This window comes from Sphaerisporangium sp. TRM90804, from assembly GCF_029846175.1.
Taxonomy (GTDB): Bacteria; Actinomycetota; Actinomycetes; order Streptosporangiales; family Streptosporangiaceae; genus Sphaerisporangium.
Genome location: NZ_JARWAC010000035.1, coordinates 1 through 21,433, shown reverse-complemented (window position 1 = coordinate 21,433; position 21,433 = coordinate 1). Strand labels below are relative to the sequence as shown.

At 71.8% G+C, this 21,433-nt stretch carries 12 protein-coding genes; 6 read left to right on the top strand and 6 right to left on the bottom strand.

The annotated features are described in order from the left end of the window. Nucleotides 1-80: 80 nt before the first annotated feature. Nucleotides 81-737 (top strand): HAD-IA family hydrolase, encoded by a 657-nt coding sequence (locus tag PYR91_RS33935; RefSeq protein ID WP_279786682.1) that lies wholly within the window; start codon nucleotides 81-83, stop codon nucleotides 735-737. Between the two features lie 15 nt (nucleotides 738-752). Here the strand turns inward: PYR91_RS33935 and PYR91_RS33930 are convergent, their stop codons facing one another. Both PYR91_RS33930 and PYR91_RS33925 read right to left on the bottom strand, forming a co-directional pair. Then, complete coding sequence (locus tag PYR91_RS33930) at nucleotides 753-1,793, bottom strand: substrate-binding domain-containing protein (RefSeq protein WP_279786680.1); 1,041 nt, start codon at nucleotides 1,791-1,793, stop codon at nucleotides 753-755. Next, the gene (locus PYR91_RS33925; RefSeq protein ID WP_279786678.1) at nucleotides 1,777-4,227 is read right to left on the bottom strand and encodes a glycoside hydrolase family 3 N-terminal domain-containing protein; all 2,451 of its coding nucleotides are present in this window, start codon (nucleotides 4,225-4,227) and stop codon (nucleotides 1,777-1,779) included. Before PYR91_RS33925 ends, PYR91_RS33930 begins: the two co-directional genes overlap by 17 nt. A 352-nt stretch (nucleotides 4,228-4,579) precedes the next feature. On the opposite strand from PYR91_RS33925, the gene PYR91_RS33920 reads away from it, so the two are divergent. From PYR91_RS33920 to PYR91_RS33910, 3 genes are read left to right on the top strand one after another with little or no spacing between them, the layout of a single operon-like run. Continuing rightward, nucleotides 4,580-5,935 carry an extracellular solute-binding protein gene (locus PYR91_RS33920; protein ID WP_279786676.1) on the top strand — a complete coding sequence of 452 codons (1,356 nt, stop codon included), beginning with the start codon at nucleotides 4,580-4,582 and terminating at the stop codon, nucleotides 5,933-5,935. Continuing rightward, nucleotides 5,932-6,858, top strand: a complete 927-nt coding sequence (locus PYR91_RS33915) for a sugar ABC transporter permease (protein ID WP_279786674.1) — start codon at nucleotides 5,932-5,934, stop codon at nucleotides 6,856-6,858. Before PYR91_RS33920 ends, PYR91_RS33915 begins: the two co-directional genes overlap by 4 nt. A gap of 2 nt (nucleotides 6,859-6,860) precedes the next feature. Continuing rightward, nucleotides 6,861-7,781: a carbohydrate ABC transporter permease gene (locus PYR91_RS33910; RefSeq protein ID WP_279786672.1), complete on the top strand. Its 921-nt coding sequence runs from the start codon at nucleotides 6,861-6,863 to the stop codon at nucleotides 7,779-7,781. Between the two features lie 25 nt (nucleotides 7,782-7,806). Here PYR91_RS33910 and PYR91_RS33905 read toward each other — a convergent pair whose 3' ends face one another. Together PYR91_RS33905 and PYR91_RS33900 are read right to left on the bottom strand one after the other, a co-directional pair. Beyond that, the gene (locus PYR91_RS33905; protein WP_279786671.1) at nucleotides 7,807-9,024 is read right to left on the bottom strand and encodes an SGNH/GDSL hydrolase family protein; all 1,218 of its coding nucleotides are present in this window, start codon (nucleotides 9,022-9,024) and stop codon (nucleotides 7,807-7,809) included. Between the two features lie 73 nt (nucleotides 9,025-9,097). Further along, on the bottom strand, nucleotides 9,098-10,081 hold the full coding sequence (locus tag PYR91_RS33900; protein WP_279786670.1) for an NAD(P)-dependent alcohol dehydrogenase: 984 nt from the start codon (nucleotides 10,079-10,081) through the stop codon (nucleotides 9,098-9,100). 122 nt (nucleotides 10,082-10,203) lie between these two features. On the opposite strand from PYR91_RS33900, the gene PYR91_RS33895 reads away from it, so the two are divergent. After that, the gene (locus tag PYR91_RS33895) at nucleotides 10,204-10,905 is read left to right on the top strand and encodes a TetR/AcrR family transcriptional regulator C-terminal domain-containing protein (protein ID WP_279786669.1); all 702 of its coding nucleotides are present in this window, start codon (nucleotides 10,204-10,206) and stop codon (nucleotides 10,903-10,905) included. 28 nt (nucleotides 10,906-10,933) lie between these two features. On the opposite strand, the gene PYR91_RS33890 is transcribed toward PYR91_RS33895, so the two are convergent. Next, nucleotides 10,934-11,398, bottom strand: a complete 465-nt coding sequence (locus PYR91_RS33890; protein ID WP_279786667.1) for a hypothetical protein — start codon at nucleotides 11,396-11,398, stop codon at nucleotides 10,934-10,936. A gap of 108 nt (nucleotides 11,399-11,506) precedes the next feature. Then, nucleotides 11,507-21,028 (bottom strand): hypothetical protein, encoded by a 9,522-nt coding sequence (locus PYR91_RS33885; RefSeq protein ID WP_279786665.1) that lies wholly within the window; start codon nucleotides 21,026-21,028, stop codon nucleotides 11,507-11,509. Between the two features lie 37 nt (nucleotides 21,029-21,065). Between PYR91_RS33885 and PYR91_RS33880 the strand changes: the two genes are divergently transcribed. Then, nucleotides 21,066-21,263: a hypothetical protein gene (locus PYR91_RS33880; protein WP_279786663.1), complete on the top strand. Its 198-nt coding sequence runs from the start codon at nucleotides 21,066-21,068 to the stop codon at nucleotides 21,261-21,263. The last annotated feature ends 170 nt before the right edge of the window (nucleotides 21,264-21,433 follow it).

Below are 21,433 nucleotides of genomic sequence, written 5' to 3'. Positions count from 1 at the left end.
TCCGCCGAAGAACATTTCGGGACGACCGGTTCCGCCGGCCCCCGTGCCGCAGCTCCCGTTCACCCTCAGGATCCGAGACGATGACCGGTTCGCACACCCCCGTCCGAGCGGTCGTGTTCGACCTCGACGGCACGCTGGTCGACTCCATGGCCGTGGTGCCGCAGGTCTACGTCGACACGATCCGCTCCCTCGGCGGGCCCCTGGTCTCGCCCAAGCAGGTCGTCGCGGCCTGGCATGCCGGGCCCACCCGGACGGTGCTGGCGCACTTCCTCGGCAGGACGGTCACCGACGACGACCTCGCCCGCTACTACGAGCGCCTGGAGGCCGTCACGGCCACCGTCCAGGTCTTTCCCGGAGTGGTCGAGATGCTCCGGGCGCTGCGCCGCGAGGGCTACCCGCTCGGGGTGTTCACCGCGGCGACGCGACGGGGCGCGAGCCGGGTGCTCGCGACGACGGGGCTCGGCGAGTACCTTCCCGTCCTGGTCGGCGGGGACGAGACCGCGCTCCCCAAGCCCGCGCCCGAGGGGCTGGAGCTGGCCTGCCGTCGCATGGGCGTCCCCGTCGCCGACGTGGCCTACGTCGGCGACGCCGACGTGGACCACCGGTGCGCGACCGCCGCCGGCGCGGTGAGCATCCAGGCCTCCTGGGCCGGTTCCGGCGTCACCGGCACGCCGTCCCCCCTCGTCGCGCGGCACCCCGGCGAGGTCGTCGAGCTGCTCCGGCGAGCGTCCCGCTGATCGCCCGGCGGTGGGTCAGGCGCGGGCGAGGGAGGGTTCGGGTGGGGCGGTGGAGGCGCGGGAGACCAGTTCGGTGGCCAGCTCCACGTGGTGGGAGTCGACGCGTTCGCCGGCCGCGAGGCGCAGGGCGGTGCGGACGGCGACGCCGCCCATCTCGCGCAGGGGCTGGCGGACGGTGGTGAGCGGCGGGGACGCCATGCGGGCCACCTGGGTGTCGTCGAAGCCGACGATGCTGACGTCCTCGGGCACGCGTAAGCCTCGCGCCCGGGCGGCCTCCAGCACGCCGAGGGCGATGTCGTCGCAGCCGGTGAAGATGGCCGTGGGCGGCTCGGGCAGGTCGAACAGGGCGGCGCCGCCGGCCACGCCGTCCTGGTAGAGGAAGTGGCCCATGCGTATGTGGCTCGGCGGGACCGGCGCGCCCACGGCCTCCATGGCGGCGCGGTAGCCGTGCAGGCGGGCCTGGTTGCACGCGGCGGTGGGCGGGCCGCCGAGGTAGGCGATGCGCCGGTGCCCGAGCGTGAGCAGGTGCTGCGTCGCGGCCAGGCCCCCGGCGAAGTTCGTCGAGCCGACGCTGGTGACGCCCCTGGTCTGCGGCAGGTTCAACGGGTCGATCACGACCAGCGGCAGCCGCGCGCGCGACAGGGCGGTGAGCTGCCCGGCGGTCAGCTCGCTGGTGACGGCGATCAGGGCCCGCCGCCCGGCCATGACCAGGCCGCGCGCCCAGGCCCCGCCGCGGTCGGCGTTGGTGCGGATGCTCACCACGATCGCCACGTCGAGCTCGGCCCCGGCACGCACCGCGCCCTGGACGATCTCGGTCGAGTACGCGTTGAGGTCGGCGTCGAGCTCGACCTCGATGGTGTCCAGCACGGCGCCGTCGCCGCGGCGGCGCTGCGGCAGCGCGACGTAGTCGTGCTGCTCCAGCAGCGACTCCACCAGGGAGCGGGTTGCCGCGGAGACGTCGCCCCGCCCGTTCAGCACCTTCGACACGGTCGCGACCGACACTCCCGCCGAGGCCGCGACCGTGGCCAGCGTGGCCCGTCTAGGACGTGCCGGCATCTGTTCCTCCCGGAGATGTGGCGGAAGAGCCTGGTTCCACGTCGACGCGGGTGACCAGCCGGCGTCCTTGTCCGACGTGGCGCAGCGGGCCGGTCAGTCGCAGGTCGCCCCGGCACGGGAGATCGGACGCCGACGCGCCCACGAACACCTCGAGGTCTCCCGGTTCGACGACGCGCCGCAGGTCGCGCCCGGTGAACGCCGTGCGGTCGGCGGGCACGGTGAAGGTGGCCCGCGCGCTCTCGCCGGGCTCCAGCCGCACCCGGGTGAACCCGGTGAGCTGCAGCACCGGCCGGGTGACCTGGGCGACGACGTCGTGCAGGTAGAGCTGGACGACCTCCTCGCCCGCCCGGCCGCCGGTGTTGCTCACCCGCACCGACACGCTGAACTCGCCGTCGGTGGGCACCTCGGCGTCGCTGATCCGCAGGTCGTCGATGGAGAAGGTGGTGTACGAGGCGCCGTGGCCGAACGGGAACAGCGGGGTGGGGTCGAGGTTGCTGATGCCGTGGCTGTTGGAGCCCAGCGGCGGCTGCAGGTAGGTGCCCGGCTGCCCGCCGGGGCCGCGCGGGACCTGCACCGGCAGCTTCCCGCTGGGCTGCACCCGGCCGGACAGGACCCCGGCGATGGCCGCGCCGCCCTCCTCGCCGGGCATGAAGGCCTGGACGAGCGCGGCGGCCGTGCCGGACACGGCGCCCAGCGCGTACGGGCGGCCCGAGACGACGACCACCACGACCGGCGTGCCGGTGGCGGCCAGCTCGGTCAGCAGGTCCTCCTGCACGCCGGGCAGCCGCAGGTCCTCGGCGTCGCAGCCCTCCCCCGACGTCCCCAGGCCGAACATCCCGGCGAGGTCGCCGACGACGGCCACGCACAGGTCGGCCTCGCGGGCCGCCTGAAGCGCGGCGGCGAAGCCGGAGCGGTCGTCGCCCCGCACGCCGCAGCCCTGCTCGTGGGTGATCTCGGCGCCGGGCAGCTCGGCGCGCAGCGCGTCGAGCAGGCTGGGCGCGTCCACGCCGAGCCCGAGGCCCGGATGACGCGGCAGCACGTGGTTGGGGAAGGCGTAGCAGCCCATGAACGTGTGCGGGTCGTCGGCGCACGGGCCGACCACGGCGACCCGGCGCGGCTCCGGACGTCCCTCGCCGAGCAGCGGCAGCGCGGTGCCCGCGTCGAGCAGCACGATCGAGCGCTCGGCCAGTTCGCGGGCGAGCGCCCGGTTGTCCGGCGAGTCCAGGTCGACGTCCCGCGCCCCGGCCACCGACTTCTCGGGCGTCCAGTCGGGGTCGAGCAGCCCGAGCTCCACCTTCTGCGTCAGCAGGCGCCGGGCGGCGCGGTCGACGAGGGATTCCGGCAGCTCGCCCCGGCGCACCCGCTCGGCCAGGTGCTGGCCGAAGCCGAGCGTGTCGGGCAGTTCGACGTCGATGCCGGCGGTGAGCGCCAGCACGCCGGCGTCCTCGGTGTCCGCGGCGACCTGGTGCATCGTGGTGAGGAACGGGATCGCCCAGTAGTCGGACACGACGGTGCCCGTGAACCCCCACTCGTCGCGCAGCAGTTCGGTGAGCAGCCACGGGTCGGCCGCGGCGGGGACGCCGTCGACGTCGGAGTAGGAGTTCATGACCGAACGCGCGCCGCCCTCGACGATGGCGGTCTCGAACGTCGGCAGGATCATGTCCATCAGCTCGCGCCGGCCCATCGGCACCGGGCCGTGGTTGCGTGCCGCCCGGGAGGCGGAGTACCCGGCGAAGTGCTTGAGCGTGGCGATGACGCCGGCCTTCTCCAGGCCGCGCACGTAGGCGGCGCCGAGCATGGCGACGAGGTACGGGTCTTCGCCCATGGTCTCCTCGACCCGGCCCCAGCGGTAGTCGCGCACGACGTCCAGCACCGGCGACAGGCCCTGGTGGACGCCGACGGCGCGCATGTCGCGCCCGATGGCGGCGGCCATGCGCTCCACCAGCTCGGGGTCGAACGTGGCGCCCCACGCGATGGCCGCCGGGTAGATGGTCGCGCCATAGGTGGTGAAACCGGTCAGGCACTCCTCGTGGACGAGCGCCGGGATGCCGAGCCGGGAGTGCTTGACCACCTCGGACTGCAGCCGCACGACCTCAGCGGCGCCCTCGGCCGCGCTGATCGGAACACTGCCGAACACCCTCGTCAGGTGGCCGAGCCCGTGCCGGGCCGCGTCCCGCAGGGGCACCGTTCCCGAGGCCGCGAAGACGTCCTGCATCGGGGCCACGTTGGCCGTGCCGTCGGCCGCCTCCTCGGACTCCCCGTCCTGGTCGGCCCGCATGTCGTTGCCGATCCACCGGCTGCCGAGCTGGCCGACCTTCTCCTCCAGCGTCAGCTCCCCGAGGAGGGCCTCGACCCTGTCGGCCACGGGAAGTGCCGGGTCCTGCCACGGACGGAGGATCCGGTCCGCCGCGGAGGTCCCATCTAGCGCCGTCATCTGCTCTCCTCAGGAAAACCCGTTCCGCAACACTCCGAAACTTTTCGGAATGTTACCGCAACTCTGCTGGATATCCTGGCGCATGCGAGATGCCCAGGAAAATGCCCAGATGAGAGTACCTTACATACCCATGGCATCCCGTTGGGAAGGCCTGGAGGCACCCCTTGACAGGGGCGTGGCTGAAATCTACATTGACGTGCCACGCGGCCTGTTTCGGAAATGTTTCGACAAAGCCGAGCTCAAGGAGAAGCGGAGGCGTGCACCGGAGGTGCTCACCACGACCGACGGCCACCACTGACGTTTCACATGAAGCCGCGAGCCAAGCCTCGGCATTCGACATACGGAGATCAGCGTGGAGCCCAGGACACCATCTCGCCGCAACTTCCTCGCCCTCTCGGTGGGCGTTCCCCTCGGTGCCGCGCTAGCGGCCTGCGGCACCTCCGGCCCCGCCCCCGCGGGCGGCGGCGCGACCAGCGGGGGCGCCGGTGGCGGCGGGGCCAAGGCCACCTACTGGTTCCTGTCGACCCAGCCGCAGGAGGGCGTGCGCACCCGGGCCGTGGAGCGCTTCAACAAGGCCAACCCGAACACGCCGATCACCCCCACCGCCATGCAGAACGACGCCTACAAGACGAAGATCAAGTCGGCGATCGGCGCCGGCCAGGCCCCCACCATCATCTGGGGCTGGGGCGGCGGAACCCTGCGCACGTACGTGCAGGCCGGGCAGGTCGAGGACCTCACCTCGTGGTTCGAGCAGAACGCCGCCGTGAAGGACCGGCTGCTGGAGTCCTCCTTCGGCGCGGCCACGATCGACGGCAAGATCTACGCGATGCCCGCCGAGACCATGCAGCCCATCGTCCTGTACTACAACAAGAAGGTCTTCGAGCAGGTCGGGGCGACGCCGCCGCAGTCGTGGGGCGACATCATGGCCCTGGTCAAGAAGTTCAACGACGCCGACATCGCCCCGTTCGCGCTCGGCGGCCAGTCGCGCTGGACGAGCATGATGTGGCTGGAGTTCCTCTTCGACCGCATCGGCGGCCCCGAGGTGTTCCAGGCCGTGTTCGACGGCCAGAAGGACGCCTGGTCGAATCCCGCCGCCATCGACGCCCTCACCAAGCTGCAGGACCTCGTCAAGGCGGACGGCTTCATCAAGGGCTTCTCCTCGATCACGGCCGACTCCAACGCCGACCAGGCCCTGCTGTACACCGGTAAGGCCGCGATGATGCTGCACGGCGGCTGGACGTACGGCAGCATGTCGACCGACGGCGGCGACTTCGTCTCCGGCGGCCACCTGGGGTACATGAACTTCCCGCCGGTCGAGGGCGGCAAGGGCGATCCCAGCAACACCGTCGGCAACCCCGGCCAGTACCTGTCGATCTCCTCCAAGGCGACCCCCGAGCAGAAGGAGATCGCCAAGAAGTTCTTCGCCACCACCATCCTCGGCCCCGAGGACGCCAAGGAGTGGGCGGGCACGGGCGCGGTCCCGGTCGTCAAGGGCGCCGACAGCCTGTTCGCCGGCTCCAAGGACGCCGACTTCCTGCAGTTCGTCTCCGGCATCGCCAACAACGCCAAGTCGTTCGCCCAGTCGTGGGACCAGGCGCTTCCCCCCGCCGCGGCCACGGTGCTGCTGGACAACATCGCCAAGCTGTTCCAGCTCTCGATCACGCCGCAGCAGTTCGCCACCAACATGAACGCGGTCATCGGCAGTTGAGCGCGATCGCCTCCCCCTCCCGGAGAGGGACGACGCCGGCCGCCGCGGGAGGGAGCCGCAACCACGTCCTCCCGTGGCTGGCCGTGCCGGCCCTGGCGGTGTTCATCGCCTTCGGGGTGATTCCGCTGTTCGGGGTCCTGTTCCTCAGTTTCACGTCCTGGGACGGGCTCGGCGAGATCCACCTGTCGGGGTTCACGAGCTGGAAGGCCGTGCTCGCGGACCCCGGGCTGGTGCACGCGCTGTGGGTGACGTTGCTGGTGATGGTCGCCTCCTGGGCGGTCCAGACGCCGGCCAGCATCCTGATCGGGGTGTTCCTCGCCGGGAAGCAGCGCTACCGCGAGTTCCTGGCGATCCTGTACTTCATCCCGCTGCTGCTGAGTTCGGCCGCCATCGCCATCGCCTACAAGGCGCTGCTCGACCCGAACTTCGGGCTCGGCGCGGGGCTGGGCCTCGACCTGCTCGCGCAGGACTGGCTCGGCGAGCCCATCCTCGCGTTCAGCACCGTCATCTTCGTGGTGTCCTGGCAGTTCATCCCGTTCCACTCGCTGATCTACCAGGGCGGCGTACGGCAGATCCCGCGCTCCATGTACGAGGCCGCCGAGATCGACGGCGCGGGACGCATCCGCAAGTTCTTCAGCATCACGCTGCCGCAACTGAAGTACACGATCATCACGTCGTCCACGCTCATGGTCGTCGGCTCGCTGACCTTCTTCGACCTGATCTTCGTGCTCACCGAGGGCGGCCCCGCGGACGCCACCCGGGTGCTCGCCCTGGACATGTACCGGCGCGGGTGGAACGCCAGCCTCATGGGACCGGCCAGCGCCATCGCCGTCATCCTCGTCCTCGTGGGCCTGGCCCTGGCGCTGTTCCTGCGCCGGCTCGGCGGCCGCGACGCCACCGCGAGCCAGATGGAAGGGGCCTGACGATGGGCTTGACCCGCACACCGGGGTTGGAGCGGCCCCCGGCGGCCAAGACGGAGGCGCGCCGTCCGCGGGCGGGCGGCGGGCGGCCGCGGCGTACGGGCGGCGAAGGCCGCAACTGGCTCGGCGGGATCACGGGCTGGCTGTGGCTGGCGATCGTGATCGTGCCGATCTACTGGATCTTCATCACCAGCTTCAAGGCGCAGAGCAGCTACTACGCGACCAACCCGCTGGTGCCGCCGGCCGAACCGACGTTCGACAACTACAAGCTGGTCGTGGAGTCCGACTTCCCGCTGTACTTCCTGAACAGCCTCATCGTGACCGTGGGGGCCGTCGTCCCGGCGGTCCTGATCTCCTTCATGGCGGCGTACGCGATCGTCCGGGGCGGCGGCGCGTTCCGCTTCCTTCGCGGGGTGAACGCGCTCTTCCTCATGGGCCTGGCCATCCCGTTGCAGGCGACCATCATCCCGATCTATCTGATCATCATCCGGATGCGCCTCTACGACTCGCTGACGGGGCTGATCCTCCCGTCGATCGCCTTCGCGATCCCGCTGTCGGTGCTGGTGCTGACCAACTTCATCCGCGACGTGCCGAAAGAGCTGTTCGAGTCGATGCGGATCGACGGCGCGAGCGAGTTCATGACGCTGTGGCGGCTGGCCTGGCCGCTCACGCTGCCCGCCGTGGTGACGGTCACCATCTACAACGCGCTGACGATCTGGAACGGGTTCCTGCTGCCGCTGATCCTCACCCAGAGCGCCGACAAGCGCACCCTGCCGCTCGCGCTGTGGACCTTCCAGGGCCAGTACAGCGTGAACGTGCCGGCCGTACTGGCCTCCGTCGTGCTGACCGCGCTGCCCATCCTGTTCCTGTACGTGGTCGGCCGCCGTCAGCTGCTCAGCGGCCTGACGGCGGGCTTCGGCAAGTGACCGCGGCGCCGTCGCCGGCTCGCCGTCACCGGAAGCCGAAGCCCGGGGGAAGGGGCTCGTCCCTGAACAGGCGGGCCGGGACGGCGTCGGCGAGGGCCCTGTACCCCGCCGGGTTCAGGTGCAGGTGGTCGCCGGTGTCGTAGGCGGGCAGCAGCCGCCGGGGGTCGGCCGGGTCGCGTACCGCCCGGTCGAAGTCGATCACGGCGTCGAACCGGCGGCCGGCGCGGACCCATTCGTTCACCGCCTGCCGCGCCGCCTCCCGGTGCCCCCGGGCGTCGTCGTAGGCCTCGTTGCCCCCCAGCGGCGTCAGCGTCGCGCCGTACACGCGGATGCCCTGCGCGTGAGCCCGGACGACCATCTGGTCATAGGCGGCTACCAGGTCGGCCGCGACCCGCTTCTGCGCGGTCTCGGTGGCCGGGGCCGTGCCGAGGTCGTTGACGCCCTCGAAGACGATCTGCCACCTCACCCCGCTCTGTGAGAAGACGTCGCGGTCGAGGCGCGACAGGGCGTTCGGGCCCAGGCCGTCGTCGAGCACCCGGTTGCCGCCGGCCCCCTGGTTCAGGACGGCGATGCCGCCGGTGCCGGGGCGGGAGCGCAGGCGGTCGAAGAGCTGGTCGGGCCAGCGGTCGTTGCCGTCGGTGGTGGAACCTCTGCCGTCGGTGAGCGAGTCGCCGACGACGACGACCGCCGAGGTGGCGGGCCCGGACCACACCTCAAGCCCGCTGAGGAAGTACCAGTGGGCGGTGGGGGCCGCCCCGGGCAGGTCGTCGGCCTCGACGTGGTCGCCGGCGAGCAGGTGGGAGGTGGTCCTGGAGCCGGGGTGGGAGGTGATGGAGGCCGATCTCTGCCCGTCCGCCAGGTAGGTCGTCACGGTGAGGTTCGACCCGGGCGCCAGCTCGAAGTCCAGCGGATCGGAGACGGCCGGCGCGCCGGCCGGGACGACCACGGACGGCCGCCCGTGGAACGTCACCGGCCGGGAGGTGCCGGCCTCGACGGCGCCGACCCCGGCCCGCCCGCCCGCCGGGAGCGCCACCGAGACCCGCGTGATCGGCAGCGCCGCGCCGCCGAAGGCGTTGGAGAAGCGCAGCCGCACCCGCCGCCCCCCGACGGTGGCGCGAACGGTCTGCCGCAGCGTGCTGCCGGCGAACACCACGTCGCCGTCGGCGAACGGTGGCGGCGGCATGTCGCCCGGCTCGGTCAGCTGCGGCATCGCCACCCACGTGGTGACCCAGTGCCCGTTCATCGTCGGGGCCCACCCTAACCGCCGAGAGGCCCGGCGTGCCCCGGCTTCGTCCCGCGCTCCCGTCGTCCCGGCCTCACACGGTGATGACGACCTTGGCGCGGGCGTGCTCGGTCTCGAGGTAGCGGATCGCGTCGGGCACCTCGGCCAGCGGGTAGGTGCGGTCGATGACCGGGGTGAGCTGTCCCGCGTCGGCGAGCTCGCCGAGCGTCGCCAGGTTCTCCCTGCCGGGCTTCGTCGTAAGGACGAGCAGGCGCCGGCGGTCGAAGCGGGCTGCCAGCCTCCCCCTGAGGATGAGCCCGATCGGGCCCAGCAGGCTGCCGCCCTCGAACACGCCGCCACCGGACAGGACGAGCGTCCCCTCGGGGGTCAGCACGCGGCGGTGATCGGCCAGCGAACGGTTGCCCACCAGGTCGAAGACGACGTCGTAGCGCCTGTCCTCGCGGGTGAAGTCGGTCTTGGCGTAGTCGACGACGTGGTCCGCGCCGAGCGAGTGGACGAGGTCCACGTTCCTGCCGCTGCACACGCCGGTCACGTCCGCGCCGAACGCCTTGGCGAGCTGTACGGCGAACGTTCCCACGCCGCCGGAGGCGCCGTTGATCAACACCCTGTGTCCCGGCCGCACCCGCCCCGCGTCGCGCAGGCCCATGAGGGCGGTGATGCCGGCCAGCGGCACGGCGGCCGCCTGCTCAAGCGACAGGCCGGCCGGTTTCGGCTCCACGAGCGCGTCGGGAACGCACACGTACTCGGCGAACGCGCCGTTGGCGTCGCCGAGGTCGCCGTAGACCTCGTCACCGGGACGGAACCGCTTCACGTCCGCGCCCACCGCCTCGACCCGGCCGGCGAAGTCCCTGCCCCGGATCCTCGCCTTGGGCCGGCGGAGCCCCATCGCCGCGCGGGCGACGCGCGGGTCGCCCCGCATCGCGTGCCAGTCGTAGGCGTTGAGCGCGGCCGCGTGGACCCGCACCAGCACCTCGCCGGCGGCGGCCACCGGGGTGTCCACCTCGCGTAACTCCAGGACGTCTGGCGAGCCGTACCGGTCTTGGACGATCGCTTTCATCGGGGCCTCCTCCGCGACGGACAGGTGTACGACGTACACCTCACATGACGGACACTAGGTGTACGTCGTACACCTGTCAAGGGCGATATCGTTCAACAGCCGTTCGAAGAGAGGTGGTCGAGGTGGCCGAGCAGGTGGACACCGCGCGCCGCGCCCCCCTGAGCAGGGACCGCGTGCTGCGCGCCGCCGTCGCGCTAGCCGACGAGGCCGGCATCGACTCCCTCAGCATGCGCAAGCTCGCTCAGGAGCTGGGCGTCGTGCCGATGGCCCTCTACAAGCACGTCGCCAACAAGGAAGAGCTGCTGGACGGCATGGTCGACGTCGTCGTCGACGAGATCGGCCCCCCGGCCGGCGACGCCGACTGGAAGAGCGCGGTGCGCAAGCGGATCCTCTCCGCGCGGCAGGCGCTCCTGCGCCACCCGTGGGCGTCCCGGGTGATCGAGACCCGCACCACGCCCACCCCGGTGGTGCTGACCTACATGGACTCACTCATCGGAATGTTCCGGACCGGCGGTTTCTCCGCCGATCTCACCCATCACGTGATGCACGCAATGGGCAGCCGCATTCTGGGCTTCACCCAGGAGATGTTCGACGACTCCCCAAGCGTCGACCCCGCGACACAGGCGGTCATATTCCAGGAAATGGCGACAAAGTACCCATACGTCACCGAGATAGCCATGGCCGCTGCCCACGAGGACGACTCGATCGTCGGCCAGGGCTGCGACGACCAGTTCGAGTTCGAGTTCGCCCTCGACCTCCTCCTGGACGGCTTCGAAAGACTCCGCGAGACTTGGCCGTCCGGCCCTCGCCCCCGGGCCACGTGACGGGCCGGGCTCCACAGGCTTCGGCGGGTCAGCTCACGATGCTGATGCCGGGGATGGGGCAGAGCATCTGCCGCTTCGCCGCGAAGTGCTTCTCGGCGCTCCACCGCACCGTCTTGCCCGGCGGCACGGTGACGCGGGTCTGGGCGTAGTCGAGCGTCGTCGCCTTGGTGGTGGTGAAGTGCACGATGATCTTGTACGTGACCGGGTTCTCCCCGGGGTTCTTCGCGGTCCCCTTCGCGCCCCAGCCGCCGGGTATGGCCTCGCATTCGGTGCGCACGACGTTCGCCCGGACGTCGGGGTCGTTGGGGATCTTCGTCGGGAGCGGGTTCGCGCCCGCGTCCTGCGGCGCGGACGAGGCGGAAGGCGACTTCGGCGCCCCCGCCGCGGTGCGCGGAGTGTCGTCATCCCACAGGCATCCGGCGGCCAGCATGGAGGTCGCCGCCGCCAGTACGGCGATTCTCGCCGCCGAGAGCGGCGCGCATCCTGTCTTCACTGAACGTCTCCCGCTATATCGGTTTATCTTCGTCGATATTCAAGCTTCTTCTCCGCGATCCTATGACTACTGTGGGTAGCGACGATTCTTCGCCACCCGTCGATTACCTCAATTTGATCGACGTCCGCCCTGACGGAACGACGTGGCGTGGGGCCGGCGAACCACCTGCCCGTGGGCGCGGTGACGCGCCGGCGGACGGCTCCACCACTTCATCCGGCGGGGCCGCCAGAGGCCGCACGAACACCCGGCCTGGTACACCGCCGCGCCGGGCGCGATCGTGACCGACGCGGTCGAGGGGTCCGACGTGACGACCCCGCCCGCCGGGGTCGCGCCCCACGCGACCGCCGTGTTGATGATCGACCCCGCCCGGACGTCGGCCGGCGTCACCACATACGAGGCCGTGCACGTGGTCGACGCCCCCGGCGCCAGCGTCGTGACCGGGCACACCGCCGTCGGCGGCGTCCCCGACCCCGAGAAGTAGGTCTCTCTCACACCGACCGCCGTCACCGTCACGTTCCCGAGGTTGGCGACCCGGTAGCTGTAGGTGATCGTCTGGCCGGCCGACGGCACCGTACCGGGGGACGCGGTCTTCACCAGCGACAGCAGCGGAGCCGTGACTCCGCTGACCACCGCCGTCGACGGGACGGAGCTCACCGGCGGCCCCGAAGGCGGGGTGCCCGACGCCACCGCCGTGTTCACCACCGTCGCGGCGTCGGCGTCGGCCTGCGTCACCACGTAAGTGCTCGTGCAGGTCGCGGACGCCTGCGGGGCCAGCGTGGTCACCGGGCACGTCACCACGGGCGGCGTCCCCGTGCCGGAGAACGCGGTGTCCACCACGCCGACCCCGGTGAGCGGCACGGCGCCCGAGTTGGTGATCAGGTACCGGTAGGTGACCGTCTGGCCGGCCGCCGTCACCGCGTCCGGGGACGCCGTCTTGACGAGCGTCAACGAGGCGCCGGCGTCGGCCACGACCGCGACCGACGCGGTGGAGATGTTGGTCGTGGTGAGCGCGCCGGAGGAGTCCGTGCCGGACGCCGACGCCGTGTTCACGATCGATCCCGCGACGATGTCCGCCTGCGTCACCACGTAGGTTCCGGTGCAGGTCGTCGACTCCTGGGGCGCCAGCGTCGCCACCGCGCACGTGATCACGGGAGGCACGCCCGAGCCCGAGAAGGACGTGTCGGCGGCGCTCACGCCGCTGACGGTCAGGTTCCCGGAGTTGGTGACCAGATACAGGTAGGTGACCGTCTGACCGGCCGCCGTCACCGTGTTCGGAGACGCCGTCTTCAGCAACGACAGACCGGGGTCCGGCACGACGGCGACCGTCGCCGTCGCCGGGCCGGAGTCGGCCGCGGGCCCCGCCGGCGGGGTGCCCGACGCGACCGCGGTGTTCACCACCGCCCCGGCGTCCACGTCGGCCTGCGTCACCGCGTAGGTGCCCGTGCAGGTCGTGGCCGCCTGCGGGGCCAGGGTCGTCGCGGGACACGTGATCACCGGAGGCGGCCCCGTGCCGGAGAACGCGGTGTCCACCACGCCGACGCCGGTCAGCGTCTTGTTCCCGGTGTTCACCACCGCGAACGCGTACGTGATCGCCTGACCCGCCGACGTCACCGTGACCGGGAACGCCCTCTTCGACAGCGACAGGCCGGGTGCCGACTCGAAGGTGACCGTGGCCGTCGACGGGGCGGAGCTCACGGCGGGGCCCGTAGGCGAGGTGCCCGAGGCGACCGCGGTGTTCACGATCACCCCGACGTCCGCGTCCGCCTGGGTCGTCACGTACGTGCCGGTGCAGGTCGTGGACGCCTGGGGAGCCAGGGTCGTCACCGGGCACGTGACCACCGGAGGCGTCCCGGTGCCGGAGAACACGGTGTCCGCCGCGCTCACCCCGGTCAGGGTCGTGTTCCCGGTGTTCACCACCGTGTACGAGTAGGTGATCGTCTGACCCGCCAGCGACGCGACCGACGGGGACGCGGTCTTCAGAAGCGACACGCTCGGCGCCGCCTCGATGGTCACCGTCGCCGTCGAGGGGCCGGAGCTCACCGCCGGGCCCGCCGGCGGCGTCCCCGAGGCGACCGCGGTGTTGACGATCGAGCCGGCGTCGACGTCGGCCTGCGTCGTCACATACGTGCCCGTACACGTCGTGGCCGCCTGCGGGGCCAGCGACGTCACCGGGCACGTGATCACCGGCGGCGTGCCGGTGCCGGAGAACGAGGTGTCCACCGCGCCGACCCCGGTCAGCGTCTCGTTCCCCGTGTTCACCACCGCGAACGAGTAGGTGATCGTCCGACCGGCCGCCGTCACCGTAGACGGGGACGCGGTCTTCAGCAGCGACAGGCTCACGGCCGAGTCGATGGTGACCGTCGCGGTCGACGGGGCGGCGGTCACCGGCGGGCCCGTCGGCGGCCTCCCCGCGGCGACCGCGGTGTTGACGATGGACCCGGCGTCGACGTCGGCCTGGGTCACCACGTAGGTGCCCGTGCAGGTGGTGGAGGCCTGCGGCGCCAGGGTGGTCGCCGGGCAGGTGATCGCCGGAGCCGGCGCCGAACCCGAGAAGGTCGTGTCGGTCGCCCCGACGTCGGCCAGCGTCGTGTTGCCGGTGTTCACGATGGTGTACGAGTACGTGATCGTGCGACCGGCGGCGGACACCGTACCGGGGGACGCCGTCTTCAGCAACGACAGGGCCGGAGCCGTCTCGATGGTCACCGTCACGGTGGAGGCCGCGGAGGTCACCGCCTGCCCCGACGGCGCCGTGCCGGCCGCGACGGCGGTGTTGACGATCGAACCGGCGTCCAGGTCGGCCTGCGTCGTCACGTACGTACCCGTGCACGTCGTCGAGGCCTGCGGGGCCAGCGTCGTCACCGGGCACGTCACCACCGGAGGGGCGCCCGAACCGGAGAACGCGGTGTCGGTCGCCCCGACCTGGGCCAGCGTCGCGTTACCTGTGTTGACCACCAGGTACGAGTAGACGATCGTCCGCCCGGCCGCCGCCACCGTGTTCGGGAACGCCGTCTTCAGCAACGACACGCTCGGGGCGGAGACGACCGTCACCGTCGCCGTCGACGGGGCGGAGCTCACCGCGGGACCGGTCGGCGGCGTCCCGGTCGCCACGGCGGTGTTGACGATCGAACCGGCGTCCACGTCCGCCTGGGTCGTCACGTACGTACCCGTGCACGTCGTGGACGCCCCGGGCGCCAAGGTCGCCACGGGGCAGGAGATCACCGCGGGGGTCCCGGAACCGGAGAACGCGGTGTCCGTCGCGGTCACCGCGGTCAGCGTCGCGTTCCCGTTGTTCACCACCAGGTAGGAGTACGTGATCGTCACACCGGCCGCGGCCACGGTGGCCGGGAACGCCGTCTTCAGCAACGACAGGGCCGGGGCGAGCACGATGGTGACCGTCGCCGTCGACGGGTTGGAGCTCACGGCGGGCCCCGCCGGCGGCGTACCCGACGCGACCGCCGTGTTCACGATCGAACCGGCGTCGACGTCGGCCTGCGTCGTCACATACGTGCCCGTGCACGTCGTGGACGCCTGCGGGGCCAGCGTCGTCACCGGGCACGTCACCACCGGAGGGGCGCCCGAGCCGGAGAACGCGGTGTCCGCGGCGGTCACCCCGGTCAAGGTCGCGTTCCCGGTGTTCACCACCAGGTACGAGTACGTGATCGTCGCACCGGCCACCGCCACCGTGCCCGGGAAGGCCGTCTTCAGCAGCGACAGGGCCGGGGTGGACAGGAGCGTGACGGTCGCGGTCGACGGGCTGGAGCTCACGGCGGGACCGGTCGGCGGCGTCCCCGCCGCCACCGCGGTGTTGACGATCGAACCGGCGTCCAGGTCGGCCTGCGTCGTCACGTACGTGCCCGTGCAGGTCGTGGACGCCTGCGGGGCCAGCGTCGTCACCGGGCACGTCACCACCGGAGCGGGCCCGGAACCGGAGAACGCGGTGTCGGTCGCGCCGACGTCGGTCAGTGTGGCGTTCCCGGTGTTCACCACCAAGTAGGAGTACGTGATCGTCGCACCGGCCACCGCCACCGTGCTCGGAGACGCCGTCTTCAGCAACGACAGCGCCGGTGCCGGCTCGATGGCGACCGTCACGGAGGACGGGGCGGAGGCCACCGCCCGCCCCGACGGCGAGGTCCCGGACGCCACGGCGGTGTTGACGATCGAACCGGCGTCCACGTCGGCCTGCGTCACCACATACGTGCCCGTGCACGTCGTGGACGCCGCCGGCGCCAGCGTCGTCACCGGGCACGTCGCCACCGGAGGAACGCCCGAGCCGGAGAACGCGGTGTCGGTCGCCCCGACGTCGGTCAGCGTCTCATTGCCGGTGTTGACCACCAGGTACGAGTACGTGATCGTCCGACCGGCCGCCGTGGTCGTGTTCGGGGACGCCGTCTTCAGCAACGACACGCTCGGGGCGGAGACGACCGTCACCGTCGCCGTCGACGGGGCGGAGCTCACCGCGGGACCGGTCGGCGGGGTGCCGGACGCGACCGCGGTGTTCACGATGAACCCCGCGTCCACGTCGGCCTGCGTCGTCACGTAGGTGCCCGTGCACGTCGTGGACGCCTGCGGGGCCAGCGTCGTCACCGAGCACGTCACCACCGGAGGGGGACCCGAGCCGGAGAACGAGGTGTCCGCGGCGGTCACCCCGGTCAAGGTCGCGTTCCCGGTGTTCACCACCAGGTACGAGTACGTGATCGTCCGACCGGCGACCGCCACCGCGCTCGGGAAGGCCGTCTTCAGCAGCGACAGGGCCGGGGCGGTCACGATGGTCACAGTCGTGGTCGACGGGGCGGAGCTGACCAGCGCCCCCGCCGGCGAGGTGCCCGCCGCGACCGCCGTGTTCACGATCGAACCCGCGTCCACGTCGGCCTGCGTCACCACATACGTTCCGGTACACGTCGTGGACGCCTGCGGCGCCAGCGTCGTCACCGGACACGAGATCACCGGCTGGGCCGCCGAACCCGAGAACGCGACGTCCGTCGCGCCGACGTTGGTCAGCGTCGCGTTCCCCGTGTTCACGACCGTGTACGAGTACGTGATCGTCACACCGGCCGCCGCCACCGCGCTCGGGGACGCCGTCTTCAGCAACGACAGGCTAGGGGCGGACACGACCGTCACGGTCGCCGTCGACGGGACGGCGGTCACCAGCGCCCCCGACGGCGAGGTGCCCGCCGCGACCGCCGTGTTCACGATCGAACCCGCGTCCACGTCGGCCTGCGTCACCACATACGTTCCGGTACACGTCGTGGACGCCTGCGGCGCCAGCGTCGTCACCGGACACGAGATCACCGGCTGGGCGGCCGAACCCGAGAACGCGACGTCCGTCGCGCCGACGTTGGTCAGCGTCGCGTTCCCCGTGTTCACGACCGTGTACGAGTACGTGATCGTCACACCGGCCGCCGTCACCGCGCTCGGGGTGACCGTCTTCAGCAGCGACAGGCTCGGCGCCGACACGATCGTCACCGTCGTGGTCGACGTGGCCGAGCTGACCAGCCCCCCCGACGGCGAGGTGCCCGCGGCGATCGCGGTGTTCACGATCGAGCCCGCGTCCACGTCGGCCTGCGTCGTCACGTAGGTGCCCGTGCACGTCGTGGACGCCTGCGGCGCGAGCGTCGTCACCGGGCACGTGATCACCGGAGCGGACCCCGAGCCCGAGAAGGCGGTGTCGGTCGTCCCGACGTTGGTCAGCGTCGCGTTCCCGGTGTTCACGACCGTGTACGAGTACGTGATCGTCAGACCGGCGGCCGCAGCCGTGCTCGGGGACGCCGTCTTCAGCAGCGACAGGCTCGGCGCCGACACGATCGCCACCGTCGCCGTCGCGCTCGCGGAGCTCACGGCGGGCCCCACCGGCGGGGTGCCCGAGGCGACCGCGGTGTTCACGATCGAACCCGCGTCCACGTCGGCCTGCGTCACCACGTACGTGCCCGTGCACGTCGTGGACGCCTGGGGGACCAGCGTCGTCACCGGGCACGTCACCACCGGAGGAGGCCCGGAGCCGGAGAACGCCGTATCGGCCGCGCCGACACCGGTCAGCGTCGCGTTCCCGGTGTTCACGATCGTGTACGAGTAGGTGATCGAACGACCGGCGGCCGTCGCCGTGCTCGGGGAGGCGGTCTTCTGCAGCGACAGGCTCGGGGCCGGATCACCGGTGACCGTGGCCGTCGAGGGGGCGGAGCTCACCGGGGGGCCCGTCGGCGGGGTGCCGGACGCCACCGCGGTGTTCACGACGGAGCCCGCGTCGATGTCGAGCTGGGTCGCCACGTACGTGCCGGTGCAGATCGTGGACTCCTGTGGCGCCAGGGTCGTCGCCGGGCATGTGATCACCGGAGCGGGCCCGGAGCCGGAGAACGCGGTGTCGGTCGCGCCGACGCCGGTCAGCGTCGCGTTCCCGGTGTTCACGATCGTGTACGTGTAGGTGACCGACTGGCCGGCCGCCGTCACCGTGCCGGGAGTCGCGGTCTTCAGCAGCGACAGGCTGGGAGTCGCCACGATCGTGACGGTCGCGGCCGACGTGGCCGAGCTCACCAGGTCCCCCGACGGCGACGTGCCCGCCGCCACGGCGGTGTTCACGACGGAGCCCGCGTCCACGTCGGCCTGCGTCGTGACGTACGTGCCGGTGCAGATCGTGGACGCCTGCGGCGCCAGGGTCGTCGCCGGGCACGAGACCACGGGGACGGGTCCCGAACCGGAGAACGCGGTGTCGGTCGCCCCGACGTTGGTCAGCGTCGCGTTCCCGGTGTTGACCACCAGGTACGAGTAGGTGATCGTCGCACCGGTCGCCGTCGCCGCGCTCGGGGAGGCGGTCTTGAGCAGCGACAGGCTCGGCACCGCCTGGGCGGTCACCGTCGCCGTCGACAGGGCCGAGCTCACCAGGAGCCCCGACGGCGAGGTGCCCGCCGCGACCGCCGTGTTCACGATCGACCCGGCGTCGATGTCCGCCTGCCTCACCACGTACGTGCCCGTGCACGTCGTGGACGCCTGCGGCGCCAGCGTCGTCACCGGGCAGGAGACCACCGGAGCGGGCCCGGAGCCCGAGAACGCCGTGTCGGTCGCCCCGACGTTGGTCAGCGTCGCGTTCCCGGTGTTCACCACCAGGTACGAGTACGTGATCGTCGCACCGGCCGCCGACACCGCGCCCGGAGACGCGGTCTTGAGCAGCGACAGGCTCGGCACCGCCTGGGCGGTCACCGTCGCCGTCGACGGCGCGGTGCTCACCGCCGGCCCCGTCGGCGGGGTGCCCGCCGCCACGGCGGTGTTGACGATGGACCCCGCGTCGATGTCGGCCTGCGTCACCACATAGGTGCCCGTGCAGGTCGTGGACGCCTGCGGCGCCAGCGTCGTCACGGGACACGTCACCACCGGAGGCGTCCCCGAACCGGAGAACGCGGTGTCGGTCGCGCCGACGCCGGTCAGCGTCGCGTTCCCGGTGTTCACCACCAGGTACGAATAGGTGATCGCCGCACCGGCCGCCGTCACCGCGCTCGGGGAGGCGGTCTTCAGCAGTGACAGGCTCGGCGTGAGCGCGATCGTCACGGTCGTGGCCGACGGGGCGGCGCTCACCAGCGCCCCCGCCGGCGAGGTGCCCGCCGCGACCGCGGTGTTCACGATCGAGCCCGCGTCCACGTCGGCCTGCGTCACCACATAGGTGCCCGTGCACGTCGTGGACGCCTGTGGCGCCAGCGTCGTCACCGGGCACGTGATCACCGGAGCGGGCCCGGAACCGGAGAACGCGGTGTCGGTCGCGCCGACGCCGGTCAGCGTCGTGTTCCCGGTGTTCACCACCAGGTACGAATAGGTGATCGCCGCACCGGCGGTCGTCACCGCGTTCGGGGTGGCCGTCTTCAGCAGCGACAGGCTCGGCGCCGACACGATCGTGACGGTCGTGGTCGACGGGGCGGCGCTCACCAGCGCCCCCGCCGGCGAGGTGCCCGCCGCGACCGCGGTGTTCACGATCGACCCGGCGTCCAGGTCGGCCTGCGTCACCACATAGGTGCCCGTGCACGTCGTGGACGCCTGTGGCGCCAGCGTCGTCACCGGACACGAGATCACCGGAGCGGGCCCGGAACCGGAGAACGCGGTGTCGGTCGCCCCGACGCCGGTCAGCGTCTCGTTCCCGGTGTTCACCACCAGGTACGAGTACGTGAGCGTCACCCCGACCACCGCCACCGTGCTCAGGGACGCCGTCTTCAGCAGCGACAGGCTCGGCGTCGCCTCGGCGGGCACCGTCACGGTCGACGGGGCGGAGGTCACCGCGGGACCGGTCGGCGGCGTCCCGGCGGCCACCGCGGTGTTGACGATCGACTCGGCGTCGATGTCGGCCTGGGTCACCACGTACGTGCCGGTGCAGGTCGTGGACGCCTGCGGCGCCAAAGTCGTCACCGGGCACGTCACGACCGGAGGCCCCCCCGAACCCGAGAACGCGATGTCGGTCGCGCCGACGTCGGTCAGCGTCGTGCTACCGCTGTTGACCACCAGGTAGGAGTACGTGATCGTCTCACCGGCCACCGTCACCGTGGTCGGCGACGCCGTCTTCAGCAGCGACAGGCCGGACACCGCCTCGACGGTCACCGTCACGGTCGACGGGGCGGAGGTCACCGCAGGGCCCGTCGGCGGGGTGCCCGCGGCCACCGCGGTGTTGACGATCGAACCGGCGTCGATGTCGGCCTGGGTCACCACGTACGTGCCGGTGCAGGTCGTGGACGCCTGCGGCGCCAAGCTCGTCACCGGGCACGTCACCACCGGCTGAGCCGCCGAACCCGAGAACGCGATGTCGGTCGCGCCGACGTCGGTCAGCGTGGCGTTCCCGGTGTTCACCACCAGGTAGGAGTACATGATCGTGGCACCGGCCGCCGTCACCGTGGTCGGCGACGCCGTCTTCAGCAGCGACAGGCCGTTCGCCGACTCGACGGTCACCGTCGCCGTCGAGGGGGCGGAGCTCACCGCCGGCCCCACCGGCGGGGTGCCCGAGGCGACGGCGGTGTTCACGATGGACCCGGCGTCGATGTCGGCCTGGGTCACCGCGTACGTGCCGGTGCAGGTCGTGGACTCCTGTGGCGCCAAGGTCGTCACCGAGCACGAGACCACCGGCGGCGTACCGGTGCCCGAGAACGACGTGTCCGCCGCGCCCACCCCGGTCAGGGTCGAGTTCCCGTTGTTGACCACCAGATACGAATAGGTGATCACTCGGCCGGCTGCCACCACCGTGCTCGGGGAGGCCGTCTTCAACAGTGACAGCGCGGGAGCCGGGACTCCGGTGATCGTCACCGTGGACGGGGCGGAGGTCACGGCGGGCCCCGTCGGCGGGGTGCCCGAGGCGACCGCCGTGTTGACGATGGACCCGGCGTCGATGTCGGCCTGCGTCACCACGTACGTACCGGTGCAGGTGGTGGAGGCCTGCGGGGCCAGCGTCGTCACCGGGCACGTGACCACCGGCGGCGTACCGGTGCCCGAGAACGCGGTGTCGACCGCGTTCACCCCGGTCAGGGTCGTGTTCCCGGTGTTCACGACCGTGTAGGAGTAGGTGATCGTCTGACCCGCCACCGTCGCCGCCGAAGGGAACGCCGTCTTCAGCAGCGACAGGCTCGGCGCCGCCACGATCGTCACCGTCGCCGTCGACGGGCCGGAGCTCACCGCAGGCCCCGTCGGCGGAGTACCCGACGCCACCGCCGTGTTCACGATCGAACCGGCGTCCACGTCGGCCTGCGTCGTCACATACGTGCCCGTACAGGTCGTGGACGCCTGCGGCGCCAGGGTCGTCACCGGGCACGAGACCACCGGCGGCGTCCCGGTGCCCGAGAACGACGTGTCCGCCGCACTCACCCCGGTCAGCGTCGTGTTCCCGCTGTTCACCACCACATACGAGTAGGTGATCGTCGCATTGGCCGCCGTCGCGGCCGACGGGGACGCGGTCTTCAGCAACGACAGACCCGGGTCGGACCCGATCGTCACCGTCGCGGTGGACGGATCCGAACTCACCGCAGGCCCCGTCGGCGGAGTACCCGAGGCCACCGCCGTGTTCACCACCGAACCCGCGTC